Raw genomic sequence first — 24,368 nt, forward strand, 5'->3', positions numbered from 1 at the left:
GATAGGATTCTGGTAAAAAGAGGAGCGATGGAATATGGATGACCGGATTATTTCCGCCAATTTGATGATGGAAGACCAGACGGCGGAGTTAAGCCTTCGCCCCCGTTATCTAAATGAATATATCGGGCAAAATCAGGTTAAGGAAAATCTGAAAGTATATATTGAAGCAGCCAAGATGCGTAAAGAAGCATTGGACCATGTATTATTGTACGGACCGCCTGGATTGGGTAAAACCACGCTGGCTAACATTATCGCCAATGAGTTGGGGGTTAATTTACGTACGACTTCAGGCCCTGCAATTGAAAGACCAGGAGATTTGGCAGCATTGCTGACCAACCTGCAAGAGGGGGATGTTTTGTTCATTGATGAAATTCATCGCCTTCATCGTACAGTGGAAGAAGTGATGTATCCGGCGATGGAAGATTTTGCGTTAGACATTATGATTGGCAAAGGTCCGAGTGCACGTTCGGTGCGTTTGGATTTGCCTCCCTTTACTCTTATAGGTGCTACTACACGCGCTGGGTTGCTCTCTGCGCCATTACGTGACCGGTTTGGCGTTATTAGTCGGTTAGAGTTTTATACGACAGACGAGCTGGCTTACATCGTGTCTAGGAATGCGGATATTATGGAAATTGAGATTGTCGGGGATGCGGCGGAGGAAATTGCATTGCGTTCACGGGGAACACCGCGGATTGCCAACCGACTGTTAAAAAGGGTACGTGATTTTGCCCAAGTGGCTGGAGACGGTATTATTCATTCAGAGTTGGCTGCTGAGGCACTAAGGAGACTTCAAATAGATCCACTCGGGCTGGATGAAATTGATCATAAAATGCTTAAGGCTATGATTCATTCATTCCGGGGCGGACCTGTAGGATTGGACACCATTGCTGCGACCATTGGCGAAGAGAGCCAGACGATTGAGGATGTGTATGAGCCTTATTTGTTACAAATTGGTCTTTTACAAAGAACACCTCGGGGACGAACAGTGACTCCGATGGCATATGCTCACCTTGGAATTCCAATGCCAACAGACCCACGGTGACTAGAAAACCATGGTGCACTTTTTTAAAATCATTGAATGCTATTCGTAAGTATGGCGATATGAAATGGATAGACAGATAAATCGAGGTAAGAAGTGTGTAAGTCCGATTCGAGCGGGTTCAAAATTTGGTTTATTCCGCCGATGTATTTAAAGGGAAATACGCAGGTCGAGATCCGATAAATCATGTAATAAAAGTGCTAGTCAGCTAGAATTGGGGGAGCTAGAAATGAGTGGAGAAACATTGAACCGAAAAAAAACTTTCGGAGCGTGGACAGGCGGCTTCAAACGAGCAGCAGTTATTATGGTATTAGCTACAGCTTGCATACCTTGGTCTTCGGGCGTTCACGCTGCTGCCGCCCAAGAAGATATTCGTGTAGTGATCTTTGCGGATCTAGGTAGCAAATATAAAGCGACAGTCCCCGCTGTAACTTTGAAATCATCAGGAAGCCTGAGTGTCGGCCAGAACAGTGGGGGAAGCTTTCAGGCTTGGATGGGACTGCCGGACAGTACGGCTCGTTTTAGTGTAGACAGCTATCGAGTGAAGGTATTTGAAGGAAATGAAGCGACTGCGATAAAAGCGGCTCAAGCTCTGCAAAAGACTAATGATAAACCTACTGTTTTTATCGGTTCAAAAAACGGTAGCTCTGTCTATCAAGTGTATGCGGGATTATATGCTACTGAACAGTCGGCACAGGCTGCTGTGCAGCGGATTTCCTCAGCAACCGGAGCAAAGGCCGAAGTTAAGGGAAACAAACATTGGTCGACGGGAAGCTACGGAACCGAGCAGGAGGCTAATCTTGTTCGCACGACTATTGCTGCCGCAGGCTTTGATGCTTTTACAGTAATTCAATCAAGAGGCCAGTACGCTGTATGGGTTGGAGAAGAAAGTAATGACAGCAAGCTGTCGGCCTTGAAAACAGAACTGGAGAGCAAGCAGCCCAGACTCACCCTTTCCAAAGTGAATACTACTCAAACTGGTCTGATTCTAAGACAGGAAGCAGGAGTAACGACAGGCTCACAGGCGATGTCTCATTACATGCTAAGTGGCTCTAATAACAGCAAGGTAATTGTCAACGGCGGTAATAATGGAATCCAAGTGGTCGAAAGATCACAGCGTACATATCGCGGCGACATGGAGATTGGCATGACGTCAGGACAGCTGGCGCTTGTAAATGAAGTCCCTTTGGAGCAGTATTTGTATTCCGTAGTAGGAGCAGAGGTCTATTCTTCATGGCCAGATGAAGCGCTCAAGGCTCAAGCGGTAGCTGCTCGCAGTTATGCGCTTGCCCAAGGCAATCGGTTTCAGATCGGCAATGTGGTAGATGGCACCCTAAGCCAAGCTTACAACGGTAAGAGCTCAGAACATGCGAATGTCAACGAGGCTGTAGATGCAACAGCTGGTGAAGTTATTAAGAGTGGCGGCAAAGTGGTCGAAGCTGTATTCTCTTCTAATGCGGGCGGTGTGACAGCAGATGCTTCCGAGGTGTGGAATAGTGGTGGTGAAGCGTTTGCGAGCGTGGACAGCTCGGGAGATACTTCGGCACAAAAAGGAGCACAAGAGTGGTATCACGTACTTCTCTCCAGTGGCAAGACAGGCTATATTCGCGAGGATAATGCTAAGGAGTTGGAGGGAGTTACAGAAGCAGGGTTAGACAAAATCACCGTCACTGCGGAAAATACAAATGTGCGTCCTATTCCCCAAATCCAATCAACGGTTACACCCGTAGCAAAGGCGCAGCCGGGCGAAGAGATGATTGTTTTGGAAAAGGTGCCTCAATCCGGAGACTATGCATGGGTTAGAGGCCCCTTTACAGCAGCTCAAATCGCTAAGTCCTTTCAAGGAAAAATAACTGGCACGGTACCATCCTCTATTAATCACCTTGATGTCACCAAACGAGGTCCGTCAGGGCGAGTATTGGAGGTTGAAGCAGATGGCACCCCTTTAAAAGTGAAATATCCGGACATGTATCGCTCAGCGATGGGGGGACTGCCGAGCACACTGTTTGATATTGCGAGTACCGGCAGTTATACTGTATTAGGCGCTGATGGAGTTACTACTCATATAAGCGGCACACAAGGCACCCAAATTCTGTCTGCATCTGGCACCAGCACTTCAAGTGGTAACGGGGTGGTCGTCATGAATGAAGATCGCCATGCACGAGTCATCGACAAAACGCAAAGCTTTATTTTTACAGGTAAAGGGAATGGTCATGGCTTGGGCTTATCACAATGGGGGGCCAACGGTTTGGCAGAGCAGGGGTATGATTACAAGAAAATTTTGCAACACTATTACAAAAATGTGGATATAGTTAAGGACTGACCAATATATGAACGTAAACGACTACGATTTTGAACTACCTGAAACATTAATTGCACAGACGCCTTTGCTTGAGCGGACCGCTTCTAGATTACTGACGTTAGACAAAAACAACGGCGAAGTGGGACATCATACATTTTCGGATATTGTGCAGTATCTTCAGCCAGGGGATACGCTGGTTCTGAATGATACCAGAGTAATTCCTGCACGTTTGTTTGGCATCAAGCAAGACACTGGGGCTAAGGCCGAGGTTCTGCTGCTTAAACAACTGGAGGGAGACCGATGGGAAGCATTAGTGAAACCCGGCAAAAAGCTGAAAAAGGGAGCTGTTATTGTTTTCGGTGATGAGCTGAAGGCGGTTATTGAGGAAGAAGGAGATATGGGCGGAAGGGTACTTTCATTTTCATATGATGGTATTTTTCAGGAGATTCTGGATCGCTTGGGGCAGATGCCGCTTCCTCCGTATATCAAGGAACAGTTGGATGATCGTGAGCGGTATCAAACCGTTTATGCTCGGCACGAAGGTTCTGCTGCGGCACCAACGGCAGGGTTACATTTTACAGAAGAATTACTGGACCAAATTAAAGAGAAGGGCGTTACGGTTGCCTTTATCACACTTCATGTCGGTTTAGGGACGTTCAGACCGATGTCGGTGGATACGATTGAAGAACATGTTATGCATGAAGAATACTATTCATTGTCACAGGAAACGGCAGATCTACTCAATGCAACCAAGGCACGCGGTGGGAGAGTCGTGGCAGTGGGAACAACCAGTTGCCGAACGCTGGAGACGGTGGGCAATAACTTCGTAGATGGTGTGCTACAGGCCAGCAGTGGCTGGACACAGATTTTTATTTATCCAGGCTATGAATTCCGTGTGGTAGATGCAATGATTACGAATTTCCATTTGCCTAAGTCCACCTTGGTTATGCTGGTCAGCGCACTAGCTGGCAGAGAGAATATTATGCATGCTTACCAGGAGGCGATTGACCAAAAATATCGGTTCTTTAGCTTCGGGGACGCTATGTTCATTTATTAATTAAGGATGGTAGAGAAAATATGGCACCAGCAATAAGATACGAACATATTAAGACCTGCAAGCAATCAGGAGCACGTCTGGGGCGTGTACACACACCTCACGGAGTGATTGAGACTCCAACCTTTATGCCTGTGGGAACTCAAGCAACTGTTAAAACGATGAGCCCTGAGGAACTGAAAGCGATGGATGCTCAAATTATTTTGAGTAATACGTACCATCTGTTTCTTCGTCCTGGTCATGATATTGTCCGTGAAGCGGGCGGACTGCACAAGTTTATGAATTGGGATCGTCCTATTTTAACAGACAGCGGCGGATTCCAAGTGTTTTCCTTAAGTGAAATGCGTAAAATTTCAGAGGAAGGTGTTCATTTTCGCTCTCATTTAAATGGAGATAAGAAGTTTCTTTCTCCGGAAGTGGCAATGGAAGTCCAAAACTCACTTGGCTCGGATATTATGATGGCCTTCGATGAATGTCCACCGTTTCCGGCTGAGTATGAATACGTGAAAAAGTCACTGGAGCGTACCAGCCGTTGGGCTGAGCGTTGTTTGGAGACACATGCGCGTCCTCATGATCAAGGTCTGTTCGCCATTGTACAAGGAGGCATGCATGAAGATCTGCGTAAGCAAAGTGCGGCAGATTTGACTTCCATGGATTTCCCGGGGTATGCTATTGGTGGACTGAGTGTAGGTGAACCTAAGCATTTGATGTATGAAGTGCTCGATTATACGGTTCCTCTGCTTCCTACCAACAAACCACGTTATCTGATGGGCGTAGGTTCGCCGGATGCTTTGATTGAAGGCTCCATTCGTGGTGTGGATATGTTCGACTGTGTACTTCCAACCCGAATTGCTCGCAATGGGACAACGATGACAAGTCAAGGACGTCTTGTCGTTCGGAATGCGAATTATGCAAGCGATTTTGGCCCGCTTGATCCGGCTTGTGATTGCTACACTTGTCGCAATTATTCACGTGCTTACTTGCGACATTTAATTAAAGCAGATGAAACCTTCGGGCTCCGACTGACAACGTATCATAACTTGCATTTCTTAATACAATTGATGCGTAATGTCAGACAAGCGATTATGGATGACAGGCTGCTTGATTTCCGCGATGAATTTTTTGAGCAGTACGGTCTTCATGATAATGATAAAGGCTTTTAAGTTTTAGGGGAGAGTATACGAAAGGGGGATTTAATGTGTTTCATTTTGCTACAGCTGCGGCTGCACCTGGTGGAGCTGGCGGACTTTTTCAAATGATCTGGCCACTGGCTCTGATGTTTGTAATCTTCTATTTCTTGCTGATTCGTCCGAATCAGAAAAAACAAAAGCAGCGTCAATCGATGCTTCAAGCTTTGAAAAAGGGAGATAAAGTAATTACAATCGGAGGTCTTCACGGTACAATTGTGGAGATTACGGACGATGTGGTTGTTTTGCGTGTGAATGATGTGACAAAGCTGACCTTTGACCGCAGTGCAATTAGTAATGCGATTGCAAAAGACACTGCAACTGAGGAAGTTGTTTCTAAATCGTAATATGCGATTGTAATGCAAAAACCGAGCCTTAGAGGAGGCTCGGTTTTTTTGTGTTGCATACATGTCGACTTACTTGCTGAAGTTAATGCCAAACATCCCGCCACCTGCTCCTATGACAAACGCGATTCCTAAGTGCATCAGGTCTTTACCGTTCATGCCTGCATCCAATGCCAAAAAACCGACCAGAAGAACGATTAGTCCATACAGAATGCCTGTAATACCGCCTTGATACCAGCCTTTGTTCGTGGATCTTTTACCAGCGACGAAGCCGCCAGATAGCATGGCGAATGCGTGGACGATGTACGTATACAATGATAAATCCTGTTCTTGCATCTGTGTCATCCACAAGAGTATTGAAAGAATCAATGCGCCAAACAGCATCCATGCAAAGGCATAAAATAAGCCGGATAAAATGGGATGGGCCAGACGAAACGAACACCAGCGGCGAATGAGCTCCATGGATAATTCCTCCTGTACCAAGGTTTGAACTATTATCATTCTATGGCCAAGCTTCCCGGGTTAGTACCAAGTCGTAAGCAGTCTTTCTCTTTATTTCAATAATTTAGCCTTTTGTTTTTTGTATGAGCCAAGTGAGGAACGGTCAGAATACGTGTACAATGAACGACTAATGTCTTGTCGCAAGTACAGGAGAGGAGGCGAACCTATTGAGTCACGATATTTTTGCTCATATTTTTCGGACGCTGCTCATGTATTTTATTGTATATCTGGTGATGCGCTTGATGGGTAAAAGGGAGATCGGAAAACTGTCTGTTTTCGATCTCGTCATATCCATTATGATTGCGGAAATTGCTGTGTTCAGCCTGGAGGATATAAAACGTCCACTTTATGAAGGGTTGATTCCTTTAGGAGTGCTGTTAATTTTGCAAATCGGGATTTCCTATTTCAGTCTGAAAAGTCGGCGTCTGCGCTTACTATTTGATGGTAGGCCCAGTGTATTGTTCTCCAATGGACAACTAAACAAGGACGAAATGGCGAAGCAGCGTTATAACTTAGATGACTTGCTGTTACAACTTCGTGAACAAAATATAGAAAGTTTGGACGAGGTTGAATATGTCATTCTGGAAACAACAGGTAAACTCACGGTGATTAGCAAGGATATTTACGATGGCGCTAAACGCGAAAAAATAAAGCAGGAACAAAGCGAGAATGATTTGATAAGCAAAGAGCACCAGGAAAATAGAGTCCACCCTTCTCCACAAATCGGTGGAAAGTTTAGATATGAGGGACTGCCGATTCCATTAATTATGGATGGCAAGGTGCTGGATCGAAATTTGGAACGGATGGATATGAACCGTTTTTGGCTTAAAAATCAGATTCAAGCGAAGGGACACAAAGATTTTAAGGATGTTTTCTTATGCTCGGTCAACCATAGAGGGGATGTATATATTACACCACCGGTCTATGGAGAATCTTCAGATTAGCTTATTTTATGCTTTAAACCATCTTCTCAGGATTGGAATGCGTGTGAGGTTGTCCCAGTCGATCATTTTGATCAAGGTCATCAGGAAAAGGTACAGAATAATTCCCAAGCCTGCGGCAAAAATAAACTGGAGCCACATTTGATCGAAAATCGTTAAATGTCTGTAGGTATATAATACCGCTGCCGCCATAATGATCATGCCTATCCCGGTTTTCCAGAAGTCAAGTAAACGTACACGAAAGCGAAGCAGTCTGCTGACACTGAAGCCATGTAGGAGGGTAACGATAGCACTGTTAATACAGATGGCGATGACAGCTCCGTAGATACCGTACTGAGGCTGGGAAGCAAGCCATACAATCAGCCCAATTTTGATAATGGCTCCGACAAAGGTGTTCAATAAGGCGCTTCCAGGACGGTCTAACGCCTGAAGTGCTGCCTGAAGCGGGGCCTGAATGTACATAAAAAGTGCAAAGGGCGCCATGAGTTTAAGCATGCCCGCAATATCGCCATTATTGTAGAGCAGCAGACACAGCGGCTCTGCTAATACATACATAATTACGGCAAATGGCGCTCCTGCGACTAAAGCAAGACGAAGCGATTGATGCAAACGTTTGTGAATGGCGGTAATATGCCCTTTTGCTGCTGCTTCGGATAACGAAGGCACGAGTGAAACAGCCAGCGAACTGGTAAGGGCTCCAGGTAGTAATAACACAGGAATAACCATGCCCTGCATGGCTCCATATTGTGCAGTTGCCACGCCAGTTGCAATGCCTGCTACGGCGAGGCTACGCATGCATAAGATAGATTCGAGCAAATAAGATAAGGAACCGACAAGCCTTCCAGCAGTAACGGGAACGGAAATCGACATAAGACGTGACAAAACGGATGATTGCTCGGTATGAACTTCTGAAGGTAAAGGCGCCTTCGGTTGAAGAATGTGATCTTTTCGCTGGTTCCAGGCGTATTGCCACAGCAGCACAACCATGCCAATGAATTCACCCGCCAAAGCACCAAGCATTGCACCCGCAGCAGCGTAGGCTACCCCATGGGGAAGTAACAAGTAAGCAAACCAAATGACGCAAAAAATGCGCATGACGGTTTCCGCAATGGAGGAGCTTGCGGAAGGGATCATATTTTGTTTTCCTTGAAAATAGCCCCTATAAGCTGAGGAAACAGCAACAATGACAATCATTGGGCTCATACTCACGAATGTATAATACACACGGCTGTCGGTCAGGAGATGGCTTGTGATCCAAGGTGCAAACACAAGACAGATTGCCATGGCGATCAGGCTGAGTGTAATGGTGAAGCGCAAGCTAGTGTGCAAAATACGCCGCGACATTTCGGGTTGCCCCGCCGTCTCAGCTTCAGCTACAAGCTTGGCTACCGCAAGAGGGATGCCGCCGGTAATAAGAGTCACTAGTACAATAAAAAAGGGATACCCCTGCTGGTACAAGCCGACTCCTTCGGGGCCGATGATACGCGGGAGTGCGATTCGGGGAATAAAACCCAGTAGCCGATTGATGATTCCCGCTGCCAATAAAATAATTGCTCCATGAATGAATGTCTGCTTTTTCAATCGCAACTCCCTCTTCCCCAAAATGAAATTCTGCGTCTATGTGTTTCTTTAGAAGATATGCTGAACCTGTCCATGTTCATGACAAGCTTTTCAGCTTAGAAACAAGGTGATCCAGACTACAAGAGGGAGAGTGGTGAATTCTGCTATTGACGAGCGAAATGAATGCATATATTGTTGATTTACGGCTATTTTTCGATGAAAAGAAGGGTTTTCCAAGATCAGGACAGAAATGTTCTATAAAGCAGTCAATAACCCCGCTAATTGCTGATCTGCGGAACCGATAGTCGCTGGGAGGAGGAACGACCATCGTGGGTATGGAAGAGCTGGATGAGCAGGATTGGGATGACGCAATTGAGATACTCTGTCAAAGTAAGGCAGACGAGCTGATCCTTGTAGGTTATGAACATGTCACCAGTAAGGACGTGTGGAATTGCGTCAGCCATAAATATGAAAAGGAGGGTATTCCTCCGCTGCACAAGCTCGTTAACGATATACTTTCCCTTAAAGCGACGAGCTTTATGAACTATTTGACGATGTCCGCATTACGGGGCTCCACTTTCGAATAGAAGGGGGTCTTTTTTTGCGTTCAAATTGACTGCTTTTTGAGGGGTAGCTATAATAGGAATATTGAGAATGAAAGGGGAACATGGGACGGAATGAAAAGAATTCTAAGTTTCATCGTGGTCGTGCTCATAACTACTGGTGTTATGGTCGGGACAAGCCCGGGCCTACTAAAAAGTTTAAAACTAGGCCTCGATTTAAAGGGAGGCTTTGAAATTTTATATGAAGCCCAGCCTTTGGAAGCCGGGCAGCGTGTAACCAGCCAGTCTCTGATACAAACAGCACAAAGCTTGGAGAGACGTATTAATGCGCTTGGTACGACTGAGCCGGAAGTAACAACTGAGGGGAGCAATCGTATTCGCGTGCGGCTTGCTGGTGTCTCTAATGAGGCGGAAGTCCGCTCCATGCTGAAAAAACCCGCAGAGTTAACCTTCCGTAGTGCAACGGCAGCAGATGCTAAAAAGCCGGGTCAATACAGCAAAATTGAGCTCCGCGGTAATGATTTTGTGGAGAATGGTGCTGTGGTAGGCTATGACCAGCTAAACAAGCCTGAGATTAGTATCAAAGTAAAAGACAAAGCTAAATTTGCAGAAATCACAAAGCGACTTATGAATAAAGAGTTGGCTATTTTCCTGGATGATGAATTACTGTCTGCACCTACAGTCCGTAGTGAATTGACGGATGGCAGTGCTTCGATTACAGGTAGCTACACACGTGATGAGGCGAACAAGCTAGCAGATACGATCAACCTGGGTGCTCTTCCGCTTAAACTGACGGAAAAATATTCTCAGAGTGTAGGAGCTACACTGGGTCAGTTGTCACTGGATCAGACGATCCGTGCCGGTTTGATCGGTTCGGTCATCATTCTGATCTTTATGATTGCAATGTTCCGTGTACCGGGACTGATAGCTAGCTTCTGTCTCATCGTTCATACCTGGCTGGTGCTTGCGATTTTTTATTTGGGCGGTTTCGTGCTCACACTTCCGGGTATCGCAGCCTTCGTGCTCGGGATCGGGATGGCGGTGGATGCCAATATCATTACGTATGAACGGATTAAAGAAGAAATCAAGTCAGGCAAAACGATTCGTTCTTCTGTCATTGCAGGCAGTAAGGCATCGTTCCGTACTGTTATGGATGCCAATATTACGACAATTATAGCGGCAGCCGTCATGTTTGGTCTGGGTACAGGCTCCGTTCGAGGATTCGCTCTCGTGCTCATCGTTGATATTGTCGTGAGTATTTTGACAAATATCTTCTTCTCGCGCTTCTTGCTCAATCTGCTGGTTAAAGCAGATGCTGTGAAGAAGGCCAAGTATTTTGGTGTGAAGGAGAGTGATATCAGTGCGCTTTAATTGGGACTATAAATATGTCAAGATGAGCAAGTGGTTTTACACGTTCTCGATTATTATCACATTGCTTGGTATTTTGAGCTTATCGATATTTGGTTTGAATTACGGGGTTGATTTCCGTTCCGGTTCCAACGTGGATGTTAATTTGACTAAGACAGTTACACAAGAACAGATTCAAGCTTTGCTGAACAAGAACGGGATCGGCAAAGAGGTGGATTATACACCAGGTAAAGAGCGTTTCGGCATTCGTTTTTCACAGGTATTGACGGATCAGCAAGTGAATGAATTCAAAACCTCTTTTAACAAAGAGCTTGATCCGAAGGCATCATTTGAGGTCAATACGGTGGATACGGAAATGGCGCAAGAGCTGGAGCGAAATGCAATCTGGGCGATTTTGCTGGCCTCTGTGGCTATTGCTATCTACATTTCGATCCGGTTTGAATGGCGTTTTGCGGTTGCTGCAATTGTTTCGCTGCTGCATGATGCGTTTCTCGTCATTAGTATATTCTCGATTTTCCGGCTTGAGGTGGATTTGACCTTTATTACGGCTATTCTGACGATTGTCGGTTTCTCCATTAATGACACCGTCGTTATTTTTGACCGTATTCGGGAAAATCTGCGATTTGCAAAGAAAAAGTCCAGAACCGACTTGGAGCAAGTCGTCGATCACAGTATTGCACAGACAATGACACGTTCACTTGCAACTGTGTTTACAGTGTTTATTGCCTCCGTCTGCCTATTCATTTTTGGCGGCGAGTCCATTCGGATGTTCTCGCTTGCGATGGTTATCGGTTTGCTGTTCGGAGCTTACTCTTCCATCTTCATTGCCAGTCCGCTGTGGGTAGCTTTGAAGGGGAAACAAAAGACGCCGACAGCTGGTGGAGCGGCCAAAACTGCAAAGTCTTAAGTTATGCAAATACCAGTAGTATAAATTAAAGAGAAAGCCGCGTCTGCTTGGGCGCGGTTTTCTAAGGTTTTAAGAATTCGGTTATATTGGATTGGAGCTTTATCGGGAAATGGTTAGTTCAGGATTGAGGGGGAAACGTTGTGAATAGCGAACGCAGCCGATCATTAGAAACTGCGGCGTTGAGCGGAATTGTAGGTAATCTCGCGCTGGCTGTTCTAAAGGGAACCGTCGGTTATGCAGCAAACAGCAAGGCGTTGATGGGGGATGCACTGCACACGGCTGCGGATAGTGCTTCCCGTTTGCAGGAGATGCTGTTTTCCAAGGGTGGTGCAGATCACGGAATGCTGGCGCGGTTGCGGAACGGTGAAAAAGTTCGGACGGTTATATCTGTGGTGCTGGCTATTTTAGTGCTGATGAGCGGACTTCAACTAGCTATTTCTGCTATTCGTTCATTAAGCAGTTTTGAACCGCAAGCTCCCGGTTTGTACGCATTAATTACCGTGTTTATTGCTTTGGTGTTGAGAGAAGCGTTGTTTCAGTTTCAATATCGCTACTCGATTAAACACGGCCATAAAGCGGAAGCGGATCGGTACGCTAACCATGAACGGTACTCGCTATATGCATCGCTGATTGCATTGATCGGCATGATCGGTGCAATGACTGGCGAGGCAATGGAATGGCCTGCATTATTATATCTTGATCCAACTGCAGCTTTGCTGGTAGCCTGTCTGGTGCTGCGTAAAGGATATCTCATGGTAATGAATACCGCTTACCAGGTGCCTGCACAGTCCTTGCAGGAGGAAGACTCCCAGCGCTTTATGGAGACGATTCAACGGGTATATGGTATTGTAACGGTTGAACATTTACATGCTCAGGAAACGGGTCATTTCATAACAGTGGATGTAACGATAAGTGTTAATCCGCGGATTACGGTGCAGGAGGCGCAGGAAATTGCTGATCGAGCCAAAAATTTACTGTTAGCCCGTTTTCCACAGGTATCTCATGTACAAATGCAGTTCATTTCTTACCAAGCCGGGTATCCTTATAAATCCAACTATGAACTGCCAGATAATGATGCGTCGTCCTTGCTTCAATAAGGCAGGCCGACTATGAAAGAAAGGTGAATAGGATTGCTTCATTCGCAGTACAGATGGAAGACCCCGGAGGTTAACCTGGAAGCGGCTCAACCGTTAACAGAAGAACTGGGGATTTCACCATTGTTGTCCCGGCTTTTAGTGAACCGGGGCGTCACTACGGCCGGGGAAGCAAACCGCTTTTTGTACGGAAGTGTGGACGATGTACACGACCCATTTCTGCTTCTTGGCATGAAAGAGGCCGTGCCGAGAATTCGCCAGGCTCTGGAGCGCGGCGAGCATATATTAATCTATGGCGATTATGATGCGGACGGTGTATCTAGTACATCATTGATGATTCAGCTTATGCGTTTTCTGAAGGCTTCTTATGATATTTACATTCCCCATCGTTCTAATGAGGGATATGGTCTGCATAACCATGCTCTGGATTGGGCACATCAGCAGGGAGTGACGCTGGTCATTACAGTGGATACGGGAATTAGTGCAGTAGAGCAAATTGCTTATGCAACTTCCTTAGGAATCGATGTGATTGTGACTGACCATCATGAGCCGCCTGCTGTGCTTCCCGAGGCTTATACTTTGATCAATCCGAAGCTACCGGATTGTCCCTACCCGTTTAAAGGCCTTGCAGGCGTTGGTGTTGCCCTGAAGCTGGCTCAGGCGCTGTTGAGTGAAGTACCCGAGGAATGGTTTGAAATCGCCGCTATTGGTACGGTAGCTGATTTGATGCCACTACATGGTGAGAATAGGACGATAGTACGTAGAGGGATTCAATCGATGAGAAACACTGCATTCCCAGGGATTCGGGCGTTGCTTCATGTAGCGGGTGTGGAGATATCCACAGTGACTTCGGTCAACATCGCATTTGCATTGGCACCGCGGATTAATGCGAGCGGGCGTCTGGATCATGCGGGACGAGCAGTTTCCCTGCTGACGACAGAAAAAGAGGAGGAAGCAGACCAGCTTGCGCATGCGCTGGATCTGCTCAATCGTGAGCGTCAACAAGTGGTCGAACACATTGTGGAGCAAGCCGAGCAGCAATTAGCATCCAAACTAAATGAAGGCAAGCTTCCATCTGTGATTGTTTTGGCTGGTGAGGGCTGGAATGTTGGTGTCGTCGGAATTGTGGCATCCAAGCTATTGGATCGGTATTATCGTCCGACCATTATTCTAGGCATAGATGCGGAGACAGGCATGTGCAAAGGCTCTGCTCGTTCTATTCCTGCATTGGATATTTACAGTGCTCTTACAGAATGCCATGAGCTCATGGAGCATTTTGGTGGACATCCTTCGGCAGCGGGGATGACGCTGTCCCGTGACAATCTGGAATTATTCGAAGAACGGCTTAACCGCTATGCAGGTTCCATTTTGACACCGGAGGATTTTATCCCTATAGCTGAGGCTGATATGGTCTGTCGTCTGGATGAGGTGTCTTTACAAGTGGTTGAAGAACTGGAATTACTTCAGCCTTTTGGGATGGGAAATCCTTCTCCACGATTCATATTACAGGGGCTTCAATTGCGCGAGGCTCGTAAAATGGGACGTGAGAAAAACCATGTGAAGCTACTATTGGAGCAGAATGGTTTATCGTTGGATGCGATTGCCTTCCGACGTGGCGATTTGGCTGATTTTTTACAGCAGCAAACGGACATAGATCTGTTGGGCGAGTTATCAATTAACGAGTGGAACGGTAAACGTTCACTTCAGCTGATGATGCAGGATATTCGTGTGCAGGCTCCGCAAATTTTTGATTATCGTGGAGTATCGGACCCACTTGCCGAACTGGAGCGAGGGCTGAGGATCTTCCATCCAAGCTTAGAGGAACGAAAGAATGATGTTGCGGTGTTGATCCATCCGTCATCCCGGCTTCGGACATCGAGCTCCGTGGGCGCTGAATACTTATGGTTATACGATAAAGATGGCAGCGTTACTCCTAGTGATGGTCGAAAAGATACACAGCACTCTGTGAAGTCGCTGTTCGTACTGGAGCCGCCAGATACACCCGAGCAGTTTCATGCATTATGGTCTACCTTTGAGAATGTAGAGAACGTGTTTCTTCTTCATTCGATCAGTGAGCGTGGCGGCCGGCTCGTGAGCCCCGATAGGGAGCTGTTTAAGCGTATTTACATTGTGCTTTCTCGAATGGGAACACAGCTAATTGATGAAAAAGCAATGCTACCTGCTCTTAGCAGGCAGTGCTCGTGTTCAGTGCGCATGTTATCCAAGGTATTGGACATCTTCGAGGATCTTGAATTTTTGACTCGTACAGATGGTCAATTTTGTTTTGTATCCAATCCGCCCAAGCGGGATTTAACTGCTTCTCCGCGCTATCAGGAATTGTACAATATGGCTGAGATGGAGCGGTATTTACTGGATGCGGACACCACCCAGATGACGAGCTGGATCATGTCGCTTATGAAAGGTGCGTCTTGAGATATTACCTTGTAGTTTTGTAAAATGTATATACTAATTAGAAGTTTACAGTAGGAGGAACTAAGTTGGACTACAAAGAATATATTCGGGTAATTTCCGATTTTCCACAACCAGGGATTAGTTTTAAGGACATTACGACCCTAATGAAAAATGGTGAACTGTATCGCAAGGCGATCAACGATATGAAGGAACTGGTATCTGATTTAAAAATTGATTTGATTGCAGGTCCGGAAGCACGTGGATTTGTTGTCGGTGCACCTCTGGCTTATGCGCTTGGTGTTGGTTTTATTCCCATCCGTAAGAGTGGCAAGCTGCCTGGAGAAACCATTGAGGAAGCATACGGTTTGGAATATGGTAAGGATACTCTGGCTATGCATAAGGATGCGATTGAGCCGGGGCAAAATGTTCTGATTGCTGATGATCTGCTTGCTACAGGTGGAACCATCGCTACGTCCGTTAACTTGGTACGCCAACTTGGTGGCAATGTGGCAGGGGCTGCCTTTCTTATCGAGCTGTCTGACCTCAACGGACGGGCAAAGCTGCCTGATGTAGATGTATTCACCCTAATTAAGTATTAAGTATTAAGTGTTTAGAAACCGGGGTTTCCCGGGAAATATTTATACATGGATTGCCTAAATAGTCCGATGGAACATCTCTTTATCTAAAGAGTTGCTCCATCGGACTATTTTTTGATTGTAATTAAATTGGATTATTTTATTGTAACAAATTACCACGGTTTTTATTGGAAAATAGTTATAAAAAAATAAAATAAATGTCGATAAAAGTGTAAAAAGAAACAGAGGGGGATATACATTGGGTATATTTCAATTTAAGAGTTTACAAGCACGGACACTTTCTACCTTGGTTCCGTTAGTACTTATAACGCTGATTTTAATCAACTTTTTGTCTTATTTTTTTGCCAAACAGAAGCTGGATACGGAAATAAGCCAAAATGCTGCTCATTCCTTGTCGAGGGCTCAAGCAGATATTGCAGCTAACGTAGATCGTCATGCTTTGCTTGTTTCGATGCTGACTAAGAGTGCGGAACAACTGGGAGCAGGGATGAGTATTGAAAGTTATGGACGTTTTTTTGAGCAAGAGCTGGCATTAAATGATATGTCATACGGGTTGGGCATTTATTTTGCTAAAGGTGCGTATGATCCGGGAGTGACTTACCGTTCAATATATGTGCATAGAGACGGCGAGCTAGTCAAGCAATCGACTGAATATGACGATCCGCAATATGACTATTTAACGCAGCCTTGGTATACAGAAGCCGTGGAACGTGGTAAAGATATAAATTTCACAGAGCCTTTTTACGATAGCAAGCTGAACATCAATATGATTACGGCAGGGAAAGCATTTTACGACAGGGAGGGGAAACTATTAGGTGTCATTACAGGCGACCTAAACATGACGAGTATCCAGACGTATATTGAAAAAATGAAGTTTGGTACTCAAGGTAGTGCGATCTTAGTGGATAAGAATGGAGCCATTCTGTCATCCGGTCTTCAGTCCTTAAAAGCAGGCGAGCCGTTAAAAAACACGATGAATGCGGAAGCAGCACAATCTATTCAAAGTGGTATGTCTGGACAACTATCCATACACATTGATAATGAGGACTACCGGATAATGTACGAAACACTCCCACAAACCGGATGGAAAATTGGTGTATTACTGCCAGAATCGGATTTGAATCGCTCTGCGAATGAAATGCTTAAACTTCTGCTGATTGTTAGTGTTATAGGTATTTTACTAATTATGGGAGCGGTATTGATTAACAATTCAGGCATGATCAAAGAAATTAAAAAAATTAGGCAGATGACCAATCGAATGGCACTTGGTGATTATACCGTTGAATTACCACATCATCGTAAAGATGAGTTTGGCCAAATGGCTGATGGGATCAATAAGGTGATTGTTGCAACCAGAGGAATGGCGTCACGCTTGAGCGAAGAGTCAGGTGTGATCTCAGGTGTATCTTTAAAAATATCTCAGGAGATTTCCGGAGCGACTAAAGATGCGTACCATAATGCAGGAGAACTGGCGCAGGTAAAGGAAGGGGCAGAGCTTCAGTTGGCCGCAGCAGCAGAAAGTGCGACTGCGATGGAAGAAATGGCTGTTGGCATACAGCGTATTGCTGAATCTATACAGCATGTATCCGAGGCTACCACTGAGATTGAACTTAAAGCACAACAAGGAAATGAACGGTTGAACGTGGTCAGCCAAGGAATGCATAAAGCAAAAATGTCTATGGATGAGGCAGGCAGGGTAGTAAGCTCGTTAAATGAGCGGTCCGCTCAAATTGGCAGCATTATTGGAATGATTCAGGATATTAGTGGGCAGACCAAGTTACTGTCGCTGAATGCTTCCATTGAAGCCGCTCGTGCTGGGGAGCATGGCCGAGGGTTCGCTGTAGTGGCTTCAGAAATCGGAAAGCTGGCCGTAAACGTAAGCGAGTCTGCGGAGCAAATTACAAGTCGAATCCGATCCATGCAGGAAGAAACCAAATTCGCTTTGGAAGGAATGCAGCAGGGGGCTCTGGAGATGGATGAAGGCGTATCTATTTTACGTGAGGTGGAAGAACGTTTTATTGCGATGAATCAAGATATTCAGCAGGTGGCGATAGAAGTGCAGGAGGTCTCATCTGCCTCTGAAGAAATGTCGGCAGGCTCAGAGGAAGTTGCAGCCTCCATTGGTTATCTTGCAGACATTGCGAAAGCTTCAGCTGAACGTACAGGCCAAGTCTCGGAACGATCCGAACGGCAGCTAAAGGACCTGAAAGGTCTGGATAGCTCTGCCAAGTCGCTTACAGGTGTTTCCGATACGCTTAATCAGGTCGTATCCCGTTTTCGTGTGTGATATCTTATTTTAAAAATAAATAAAAAAGCCGTGCATAAAAAGACGCCGTTCCATGTAAGAAGGATACTTACACGCTTGTCTATACAGCCTGAGCGTGTTCATCCATAACTAACATGGAGCGGCGTTCTAAAATTGAAAAATAGATATTAATCTGGTGTTTTTTCAGTTAAAGGTTCCTGCGTTTTATCATTCGACCAGCCGAGCACATCAACCAGCTTGAAGAACAAACTCAGAATAATACCGATGATTGTCGCCAGGGCCATACCTTTCAAGGTGACCGCACCCCAAGTGAGCGTAGTACCGCTGATTCCGACCACAAGCACGATGGTGGCGAGCAGCATGTTAGTTGGCTTGGCGAAATCAACTTTTTGCTCGACGAAGATTCTAAGACCAGAGGCAGCGATCACACCGAATAATAGCAAGGATACGCCACCCATAACTGGAGACGGAATATTAGAAACAATCGCTGAGAACGTACCCGAGAAGGACAACAGAATGGCAATAATAGCCGCTCCGCCAATAACCCATACAGAGTACACTTTAGTTAATGCCATAACACCGATATTTTCACCATAAGTCGTATTAGGTGTAGAACCAACAAAACCGGAAATGATGGTAGAAATCCCGTTACCCAGCAAAGAGCGGTGGAGACCAGGATCTTTGGACAACTCACGTCCGACGATGTTGCTCGTCACTAGCAAGTGACCAATATGCTCTACGATGACGACCAGAGCAACCGGAAGAATCGTCAGCATAGCCGAGGCATTAAAGGTTGGAGTGGTAATTGCGGGATGAGCGAACAAAGGAGCGTCCGCAATAGCCTGCGTATTGACCATACCCATGAAATAAGCAAGCACATAGCCCACCACGATACCGATTAGAATATGAATGATTTTGGCAAATCCGCGAAACAACACCGCACCCAGAACAGTAACACCGAGCGTAACGAGGGAAAGGGTGATCGTTTTGGGATCTGGCGTCCAGGCTTTAGTAGGATCGGCATTAATAATGCCTGCCATGCCTGCAGCAACCGGAACCAGTTCCAGACCAATCAAGGCTACGATTGATCCCATGACAGCTGGTGGAAAAACGATGTCTAGCCAACGTGTCCCGGCGTATTTAATTACCAGTGCGACGAGACAGAAAATAATACCTGTAACGATGAAAGCACCCAGGGCCATTGCATAGCCATTGCTGCCAGGGTTACTTTTAAGCACAAGACTGACAGGAGCGATAAAAGCGAAGCTGGAGCCGAGATAGGCAGGGATTTTGCCACGGCAGATCCATATGTACAACAATGTTCCGATACCGTTCATGAGCAAAATCATGCCGGGATCGACGCCAAAAATATTGGGCACCAGCACGGTGCTGCCAAACATGGCAAACAAATGCTGTACGCTGAGCAGGATCCCAGGTCCTGCTGGAAGCTTTTCATTAACTTGAATTTCGCGTTGCAACGCAGTTCACTCCTTAGTTCTTTCAATTATTCTTATATACATTAATTACTTTTCGTAATTTTTTCAATATAATTCGTTTCATTTCGTCAACAATCCTGATTTTACTTAACCATGTGTGACAAAATAATGCGACAGTGCCAAACCTGTAATAGTTGACGTGTGGCGTGCTAAGCGTCATAATTGTAGGAAATCACTTTTAAAAGGGAACCTTTGCGCGACATTGATCGGCGGGTTCCATTTTGCATAGAAAGGACACGGAATAGAGCAGAATGGGGATAGAGCAATTACTTAAAAAGGCCGGGGCCTATACCAGAGAAGCAGATCTTATCCGCATCAGGGACGCCTATGATTTTGCCGAGCAGGCCCATTCCGGCCAGACTCGTAAGTCCGGTGAACCTTATATTCTGCATCCGCTTGCGGTTGCTGATATCGTCGTTAATATGCAGATGGATACCATCTCCATTATCGCCGCTCTTTTACATGACGTTGTGGAGGATACGACGGTGTCTTTGGCGCAGATTCGCGAGCATTTTGGCGATACATGTGCGATGCTTGTCGATGGTTTGACGAAGCTGGAGCGTATCCAGTTCCGATCCAAGGAAGAACAGCAGAACGAAAATTATCGAAAAATGTTTATTGCCATGGCGCAGGACATTCGTGTCATCGTCATTAAGTTGGCAGATCGTCTGCACAACATGCGTACCCTGAAATATCAATCGGAAGAAAGCCAGCGTCGAATCGCTTATGAAACGTTGGAAATTTTCTGTCCGGTTGCAAACCGATTGGGTATTTCAGCGATTAAATGGGAAATGGAAGACATTGCTTTGCGCTATCTGAATCCTCAGCAGTATTACCGCATCGCTAATTTGATGCATAAGAAGCGGGCAGAGCGCGAGCAATTTATTGATAATGTCATACAGCGTATCAGAGAGAAGCTGGAAGAGATGGGGATTCAGGCTGATTTGTCTGGACGCCCTAAACATATTTACAGTGTGTTTAAAAAGATGACGACAAAAAACAAGCAATTCAATGAAATATACGATTTGCTTGCGATTCGAATTATTGTGGATAACATTAAAGACTGTTATGCCACATTGGGGATTATTCATACGTTGTGGAAACCGATGCCGGGGCGGTTTAAGGATTATATTGCCATGCCTAAGGCTAATATGTATCAGTCCCTCCATACGACCGTAGTAGGTCCCAACGGAGAGCCTACAGAAGTACAAATTCGCACAGTGGATATGCATCGCACCGCTGAATTCGGGATTGCCGCCCATTGGGCCTATAAAGAAAACAACGGGGCAAATAACACAAACTTTGAGGACAAAATCACCTTTTTCCGAGAAATTCTGGAGCTGCAAAACGAGGCGAAGGATGCTTCGGAATTTGTGGAATCACTCAAAATGGACTTTTTCTCAGACCTTGTGTTTGTCTTTACTCCTAAGGGAGAAGTCATTGAGTTACCGGCTGGATCGGTTCCGCTGGACTTTGCTTTCCGTATCCATACCGAAGTTGGCAATCGAACGATTGGCTCTAAGGTAAATGGAAGAATTGTTCCTTTGGATTATCGTCTGAAAACTGGCGATATCGTGGAAATTATGACGTCCAAGCACTCCTATGGACCTAGTCAGGACTGGCTTAAAATTGCTCAGTCCTCTCACGCGCGCAGTAAAATCAAGCAATGGTTCAAGAAAGAAAAGCGTGAGGAAAATGTAGAAAAAGGCCGCGAAAGTCTGGAACGTGAGCTAAGGAAGCGTGATATTGAGCCATCCGTGTGGATGAGCGAGGACAAACTTCAGGATGTGGCACAAAAGTTCTCTTTTAATGATTCTGAAGATATGCTGTCTGCGATTGGCTTTGGCGGTATAACCGCAGCGCAGGTTTGTACACGTTTGACAGAGAAGCTGCGCAAGGAACAAGAAGAGGCACGTCTAATTGAGCTGACGACCGAGGTTAAGGAGTACAAACCGCAGGGTGATCGAAAAAAAACACCGACCAACGGTGTCAGCGTCAGAGGCGTCGACAATTTGCTCGTTCGCTTTGCACGATGTTGTAATCCCGTACCGGGTGATGACATCATCGGCTACGTAACACGCGGGCGCGGCGTATCTGTTCACCGTACCGATTGCCCGAATATTCCTTCGGGGGTGGGCGAAGATCAGGCGCGTGTGATTGAAGTGGAGTGGGAAGAAGCAGCCGAGGTCAATTATAGTGTCGATATTGAGATTACAGGGCATGACCGCAATGGTTTATTGAACGAGGTGCTTCAGGCCATTTCTGAGAATAAAACTAGCTTCTCGGCCGTGACAGGACGTACAGATAAAAATAAAATGGCAATGATTCACATTACAATTCTTATTCGTAACACGGATCATTTGCATTCTGTTGTCGAACGGATCAAACGGGTGAAGGATGTATACACCGTGCATCGGATTATGCAATAAACTTGTGAAGCATACACGCAGGTTTATATAGCCTTTGTAATACATCTTGGGTACAAAGACTCATAGGTGGCTGAAAGAGCCATGGTACGACTGTGAACACCTTGTAAGGGGAAGAGTAAAGGAGCAGCGGATAGGCAATGAAGATCATTATTCAGCGCTGTAAAGACGCTCAGGTAACAGTGAATCAAAAGGTGGTCGGTAAAATCGGAACTGGATTAATGCTGCTGGTTGGTATTGGTCAGGGAGATACGGCAGCCGATGCCGTTTATTTGGCGGATAAAACAGCGGGATTGCGTATATTTGAAGATGCTGAAGGCAAAATGAACGACAGTGTTCTGGATGTCGGGGGGGCCATTTTGTCTGTCTCGCAATTTACGTTGTATGGTGACTGCCGTAAAGGAAGAAGGCCCAACTTTATGGGAGCGGCCAAACCTGAGGAAGCGGAGAAGCTGTATGATTTCTTTAACAGTCAGCTTCGAGCCAAGGGCCTGGAGGTCGAGACGGGGATTTTTGGAGCTATGATGGATGTTTCTTTGACCAACTGGGGTCCAGTGACGTTGATTTTGGATAGCGAACGTTCGTAGGTATCCATTCTTGGTATGATCTGAGAACATGAGTAGAAGAGAATAAAATAGCCGTTTAGAGGAACCATAATGTCATCCCGGTTGGTAAGCAGCCATCTGGAAAGCCTTAAGGGTGACAGGAGAGACGAAGCTATGCGTCAGACCCCAAAAATGGACGGATATCAAAGCGCGGTGCTACTTTATCCTGGTAGTATGCGGGAGGCAATCAACCTTACTCGTAATGCTGATGCGTTATTACAGCATGTTGCTACAGCTGTGGACAAGCCAGGACGCGGTGCCCTACCGCGTAGGTAAGTCATTTGTAAATGCAGCATTAACGACGTATTGTCTCAAGCGGTTATAAAGAGATCGAAAATAATTATGTAGCAGTACATCAGGGAGGAGCCAACGGGCTCCTTTTTCTTTTTCACTGCTTGGAATTGTTATAAACACAGATCAAGCGGGTAATAACAAAGCGTGGTAAACAAACAAACCTAACTTTAAGCTCGCTTTAAGGATAACCGGAAAGGAGATCTGAACGATAATGAGTAAAATTGCATTTTTGTTGGCTGACCAATTTGAGGATTCCGAAATGAAGGTCCCTTATGATGAACTGAAAAAGGCTGGACATGAGGCAGATATTATTGGATTAAAACAAGGTGAAAAAGTGAACGGTAAGCAAGGCAAAGCAAGCTACACTATTGAAAAAGCCATTGCAGATGTGAAATCAAGTGACTATGATGCAGTGGTTATTCCTGGTGGATCATCACCGGAAAATCTGCGTTTGGATGCCAATGTTCTGAAGTTTGTAACTGAAATAAATGAGTCCAAAAAAACGATCGGAGCTATCTGTCACGGGCCGCAAATTTTGGCGAGTGCCGATTTGTTACAAGGCCGGACGATTACAGCTTACCCTCCATTGAAAGATGACTTGATTAATGCGGGTGCTCATTTTGAGGATCAAGAGGTGGTGGTGGACGGTAACTTTATTACGTCTCGGACTCCTAAGGATGAGCCCGCTTTTGTGCGTGAGTTGTTAAAGGCATTGTAATTTAACCGTGAATGCTTCCTAGATTTATGCCAGTACAATTCCCAAACGAGGAGGATTTGATATGGCTAAACAGATTCAGGCTTATTTTCGCACAGAAGATGAAGCTGAGGGCGCCAGAGCTTCGCTTCAGGCTTATAGAACTGAACATTTGGAAGTAGGTGCTCTGGATGAGACGCTCGGTCGGGAGACGAGGGTTTTAATTCCGTTGGTCCCTTATAACAATACTGGCTCTGTGAGCACAGGAGGTTCTGCGGGTGCGGCGATTCCAGCCGCAGGGGCTTATGGCGAGAATATTCTACCCGATGCAAAGAATGACGAGGTTAACTCTGGTGCAGCTCAAAGGGATCTGAATGAGGATCGGAGCGGAACAACGAATCATGACGGAGGTTTGCTCCGTGCGACAGATGTGTATATTAACGGTGATCATGATGAATTACGGTATGTATTGTCCGCCAAGGTGAATGATGCCGATTATGATGAGATCATTTATAAGCTTCGTTCCAATCGTGCATATGTGGCGCAGCTGGATTAAAAAGGGAGCGAATGTCACAAAAATGTCGATATACGAGGAAATTAGTCACACTAGAGTGGCTGTAATACAATTGTAATATTCGAAACATCATTCCTTAATATTCGTTGTTTATAATAACAGCATGACCCCCTTTTGATATATCTTTTTAAACCTGCGGACCGTT

21 protein-coding genes are annotated in these 24,368 nt (G+C 45.7%); 18 read left to right on the top strand and 3 right to left on the bottom strand.

Annotated elements, in window-relative coordinates:
• The first annotated feature begins 34 nt into the window (after positions 1–34).
• The 5 genes from ruvB to yajC all read left to right on the top strand — a co-directional run bounded on the left by ruvB (position 35) and on the right by yajC (position 5,929).
• On the top strand, positions 35–1,042 hold the full coding sequence (gene ruvB / locus ACXHJ1_RS13275) for a Holliday junction branch migration DNA helicase RuvB (protein ID WP_457904744.1): 1,008 nt from the start codon (positions 35–37) through the stop codon (positions 1,040–1,042).
• A gap of 226 nt (positions 1,043–1,268) precedes the next feature.
• Complete coding sequence (locus ACXHJ1_RS13280; protein WP_457904745.1) at positions 1,269–3,362, top strand: SpoIID/LytB domain-containing protein; 2,094 nt, start codon at positions 1,269–1,271, stop codon at positions 3,360–3,362.
• Positions 3,363–3,369: 7 nt separating this feature from the next.
• Positions 3,370–4,398 carry a tRNA preQ1(34) S-adenosylmethionine ribosyltransferase-isomerase QueA gene (gene queA, locus ACXHJ1_RS13285; protein WP_031462076.1) on the top strand — a complete coding sequence of 343 codons (1,029 nt, stop codon included), beginning with the start codon at positions 3,370–3,372 and terminating at the stop codon, positions 4,396–4,398.
• A 20-nt stretch (positions 4,399–4,418) separates the two neighbouring features.
• Positions 4,419–5,558 (top strand): tRNA guanosine(34) transglycosylase Tgt, encoded by a 1,140-nt coding sequence (gene tgt, locus ACXHJ1_RS13290; RefSeq protein WP_457904746.1) that lies wholly within the window; start codon positions 4,419–4,421, stop codon positions 5,556–5,558.
• A 35-nt stretch (positions 5,559–5,593) separates the two neighbouring features.
• On the top strand, positions 5,594–5,929 hold the full coding sequence (gene yajC / locus ACXHJ1_RS13295) for a preprotein translocase subunit YajC (RefSeq protein ID WP_016819138.1): 336 nt from the start codon (positions 5,594–5,596) through the stop codon (positions 5,927–5,929).
• Between the two features lie 69 nt (positions 5,930–5,998).
• Here the strand turns inward: yajC and ACXHJ1_RS13300 are convergent, their stop codons facing one another.
• On the bottom strand, positions 5,999–6,388 hold the full coding sequence (locus ACXHJ1_RS13300; protein WP_016819137.1) for a TIGR04086 family membrane protein: 390 nt from the start codon (positions 6,386–6,388) through the stop codon (positions 5,999–6,001).
• Between the two features lie 206 nt (positions 6,389–6,594).
• On the opposite strand from ACXHJ1_RS13300, the gene ACXHJ1_RS13305 reads away from it, so the two are divergent.
• Positions 6,595–7,371, top strand: coding sequence for a YetF domain-containing protein (locus ACXHJ1_RS13305; protein WP_016819136.1), 777 nt, complete (start codon positions 6,595–6,597; stop codon positions 7,369–7,371).
• A 6-nt stretch (positions 7,372–7,377) separates the two neighbouring features.
• On the opposite strand, the gene spoVB is transcribed toward ACXHJ1_RS13305, so the two are convergent.
• Positions 7,378–8,949 carry a stage V sporulation protein B gene (gene spoVB, locus ACXHJ1_RS13310; RefSeq protein WP_016819135.1) on the bottom strand — a complete coding sequence of 524 codons (1,572 nt, stop codon included), beginning with the start codon at positions 8,947–8,949 and terminating at the stop codon, positions 7,378–7,380.
• 308 nt (positions 8,950–9,257) lie between these two features.
• Here spoVB and ACXHJ1_RS13315 point away from each other — a divergent pair, with 308 nt between their 5' ends.
• From ACXHJ1_RS13315 to ACXHJ1_RS13345, 7 genes are all read left to right on the top strand, one after another.
• Positions 9,258–9,515, top strand: coding sequence for a post-transcriptional regulator (locus ACXHJ1_RS13315; RefSeq protein ID WP_013372642.1), 258 nt, complete (start codon positions 9,258–9,260; stop codon positions 9,513–9,515).
• A gap of 90 nt (positions 9,516–9,605) precedes the next feature.
• On the top strand, positions 9,606–10,862 hold the full coding sequence (secD, locus tag ACXHJ1_RS13320; RefSeq protein WP_016819134.1) for a protein translocase subunit SecD: 1,257 nt from the start codon (positions 9,606–9,608) through the stop codon (positions 10,860–10,862).
• Positions 10,852–11,766, top strand: a complete 915-nt coding sequence (gene secF, locus ACXHJ1_RS13325) for a protein translocase subunit SecF (RefSeq protein ID WP_017427789.1) — start codon at positions 10,852–10,854, stop codon at positions 11,764–11,766. The genes secD and secF overlap by 11 nt, the downstream gene beginning before the upstream one ends.
• A 140-nt stretch (positions 11,767–11,906) precedes the next feature.
• Positions 11,907–12,863: a cation diffusion facilitator family transporter gene (locus tag ACXHJ1_RS13330; protein WP_457904747.1), complete on the top strand. Its 957-nt coding sequence runs from the start codon at positions 11,907–11,909 to the stop codon at positions 12,861–12,863.
• 33 nt (positions 12,864–12,896) lie between these two features.
• Complete coding sequence (recJ, locus tag ACXHJ1_RS13335; protein ID WP_457904748.1) at positions 12,897–15,293, top strand: single-stranded-DNA-specific exonuclease RecJ; 2,397 nt, start codon at positions 12,897–12,899, stop codon at positions 15,291–15,293.
• 65 nt (positions 15,294–15,358) lie between these two features.
• Positions 15,359–15,871, top strand: a complete 513-nt coding sequence (locus ACXHJ1_RS13340; RefSeq protein ID WP_013372637.1) for an adenine phosphoribosyltransferase — start codon at positions 15,359–15,361, stop codon at positions 15,869–15,871.
• A 235-nt stretch (positions 15,872–16,106) separates the two neighbouring features.
• A complete protein-coding gene (locus ACXHJ1_RS13345; protein WP_457904749.1) occupies positions 16,107–18,155 on the top strand; it encodes a methyl-accepting chemotaxis protein in 2,049 nt (682 codons plus the stop codon).
• A gap of 146 nt (positions 18,156–18,301) precedes the next feature.
• On the opposite strand, the gene uraA is transcribed toward ACXHJ1_RS13345, so the two are convergent.
• Positions 18,302–19,612 (bottom strand): uracil permease, encoded by a 1,311-nt coding sequence (gene uraA / locus ACXHJ1_RS13350; protein ID WP_017427785.1) that lies wholly within the window; start codon positions 19,610–19,612, stop codon positions 18,302–18,304.
• Positions 19,613–19,881: 269 nt separating this feature from the next.
• On the opposite strand from uraA, the gene ACXHJ1_RS13355 reads away from it, so the two are divergent.
• The 5 genes from ACXHJ1_RS13355 (at position 19,882) to ACXHJ1_RS13375 (ending at position 24,205) form a co-directional block, all read left to right on the top strand.
• Positions 19,882–22,059, top strand: coding sequence for a RelA/SpoT family protein (locus ACXHJ1_RS13355; RefSeq protein ID WP_016819128.1), 2,178 nt, complete (start codon positions 19,882–19,884; stop codon positions 22,057–22,059).
• A gap of 137 nt (positions 22,060–22,196) precedes the next feature.
• Positions 22,197–22,643: a D-aminoacyl-tRNA deacylase gene (dtd, locus tag ACXHJ1_RS13360; RefSeq protein ID WP_013372633.1), complete on the top strand. Its 447-nt coding sequence runs from the start codon at positions 22,197–22,199 to the stop codon at positions 22,641–22,643.
• A 69-nt stretch (positions 22,644–22,712) separates the two neighbouring features.
• On the top strand, positions 22,713–22,937 hold the full coding sequence (locus ACXHJ1_RS13365; RefSeq protein WP_123797531.1) for a hypothetical protein: 225 nt from the start codon (positions 22,713–22,715) through the stop codon (positions 22,935–22,937).
• 229 nt (positions 22,938–23,166) lie between these two features.
• Complete coding sequence (locus ACXHJ1_RS13370; protein ID WP_019688324.1) at positions 23,167–23,673, top strand: type 1 glutamine amidotransferase domain-containing protein; 507 nt, start codon at positions 23,167–23,169, stop codon at positions 23,671–23,673.
• Between the two features lie 61 nt (positions 23,674–23,734).
• Positions 23,735–24,205, top strand: coding sequence for a hypothetical protein (locus ACXHJ1_RS13375; RefSeq protein WP_017427782.1), 471 nt, complete (start codon positions 23,735–23,737; stop codon positions 24,203–24,205).
• Positions 24,206–24,368 lie beyond the last annotated feature (163 nt).

The sequence above is a fragment of the Paenibacillus sp. ALE2 genome (genome assembly GCF_054113385.1).

Bases quoted from the DNA above. Each gene is read 5' to 3' on its own strand.
- ruvB (WP_457904744.1), top strand. From the start codon at position 35: ATGGATGACCGGATTATTTCCGCCAATTTGATGATGGAAGACCAGACG.
- ACXHJ1_RS13280 (WP_457904745.1), top strand. From the start codon at position 1,269: ATGAGTGGAGAAACATTGAACCGAAAAAAAACTTTCGGAGCGTGGACA.
- queA (WP_031462076.1), top strand. From the start codon at position 3,370: ATGAACGTAAACGACTACGATTTTGAACTACCTGAAACATTAATTGCA.
- tgt (WP_457904746.1), top strand. From the start codon at position 4,419: ATGGCACCAGCAATAAGATACGAACATATTAAGACCTGCAAGCAATCA.
- ACXHJ1_RS13300 (WP_016819137.1), bottom strand. From the start codon at position 6,388: ATGGAGCTCATTCGCCGCTGGTGTTCGTTTCGTCTGGCCCATCCCATT.
- secD (WP_016819134.1), top strand. From the start codon at position 9,606: ATGAAAAGAATTCTAAGTTTCATCGTGGTCGTGCTCATAACTACTGGT.
- ACXHJ1_RS13355 (WP_016819128.1), top strand. From the start codon at position 19,882: ATGGGGATAGAGCAATTACTTAAAAAGGCCGGGGCCTATACCAGAGAA.
- dtd (WP_013372633.1), top strand. From the start codon at position 22,197: ATGAAGATCATTATTCAGCGCTGTAAAGACGCTCAGGTAACAGTGAAT.
- ACXHJ1_RS13365 (WP_123797531.1), top strand. From the start codon at position 22,713: ATGTCATCCCGGTTGGTAAGCAGCCATCTGGAAAGCCTTAAGGGTGAC.
- ACXHJ1_RS13370 (WP_019688324.1), top strand. From the start codon at position 23,167: ATGAGTAAAATTGCATTTTTGTTGGCTGACCAATTTGAGGATTCCGAA.
- ACXHJ1_RS13375 (WP_017427782.1), top strand. From the start codon at position 23,735: ATGGCTAAACAGATTCAGGCTTATTTTCGCACAGAAGATGAAGCTGAG.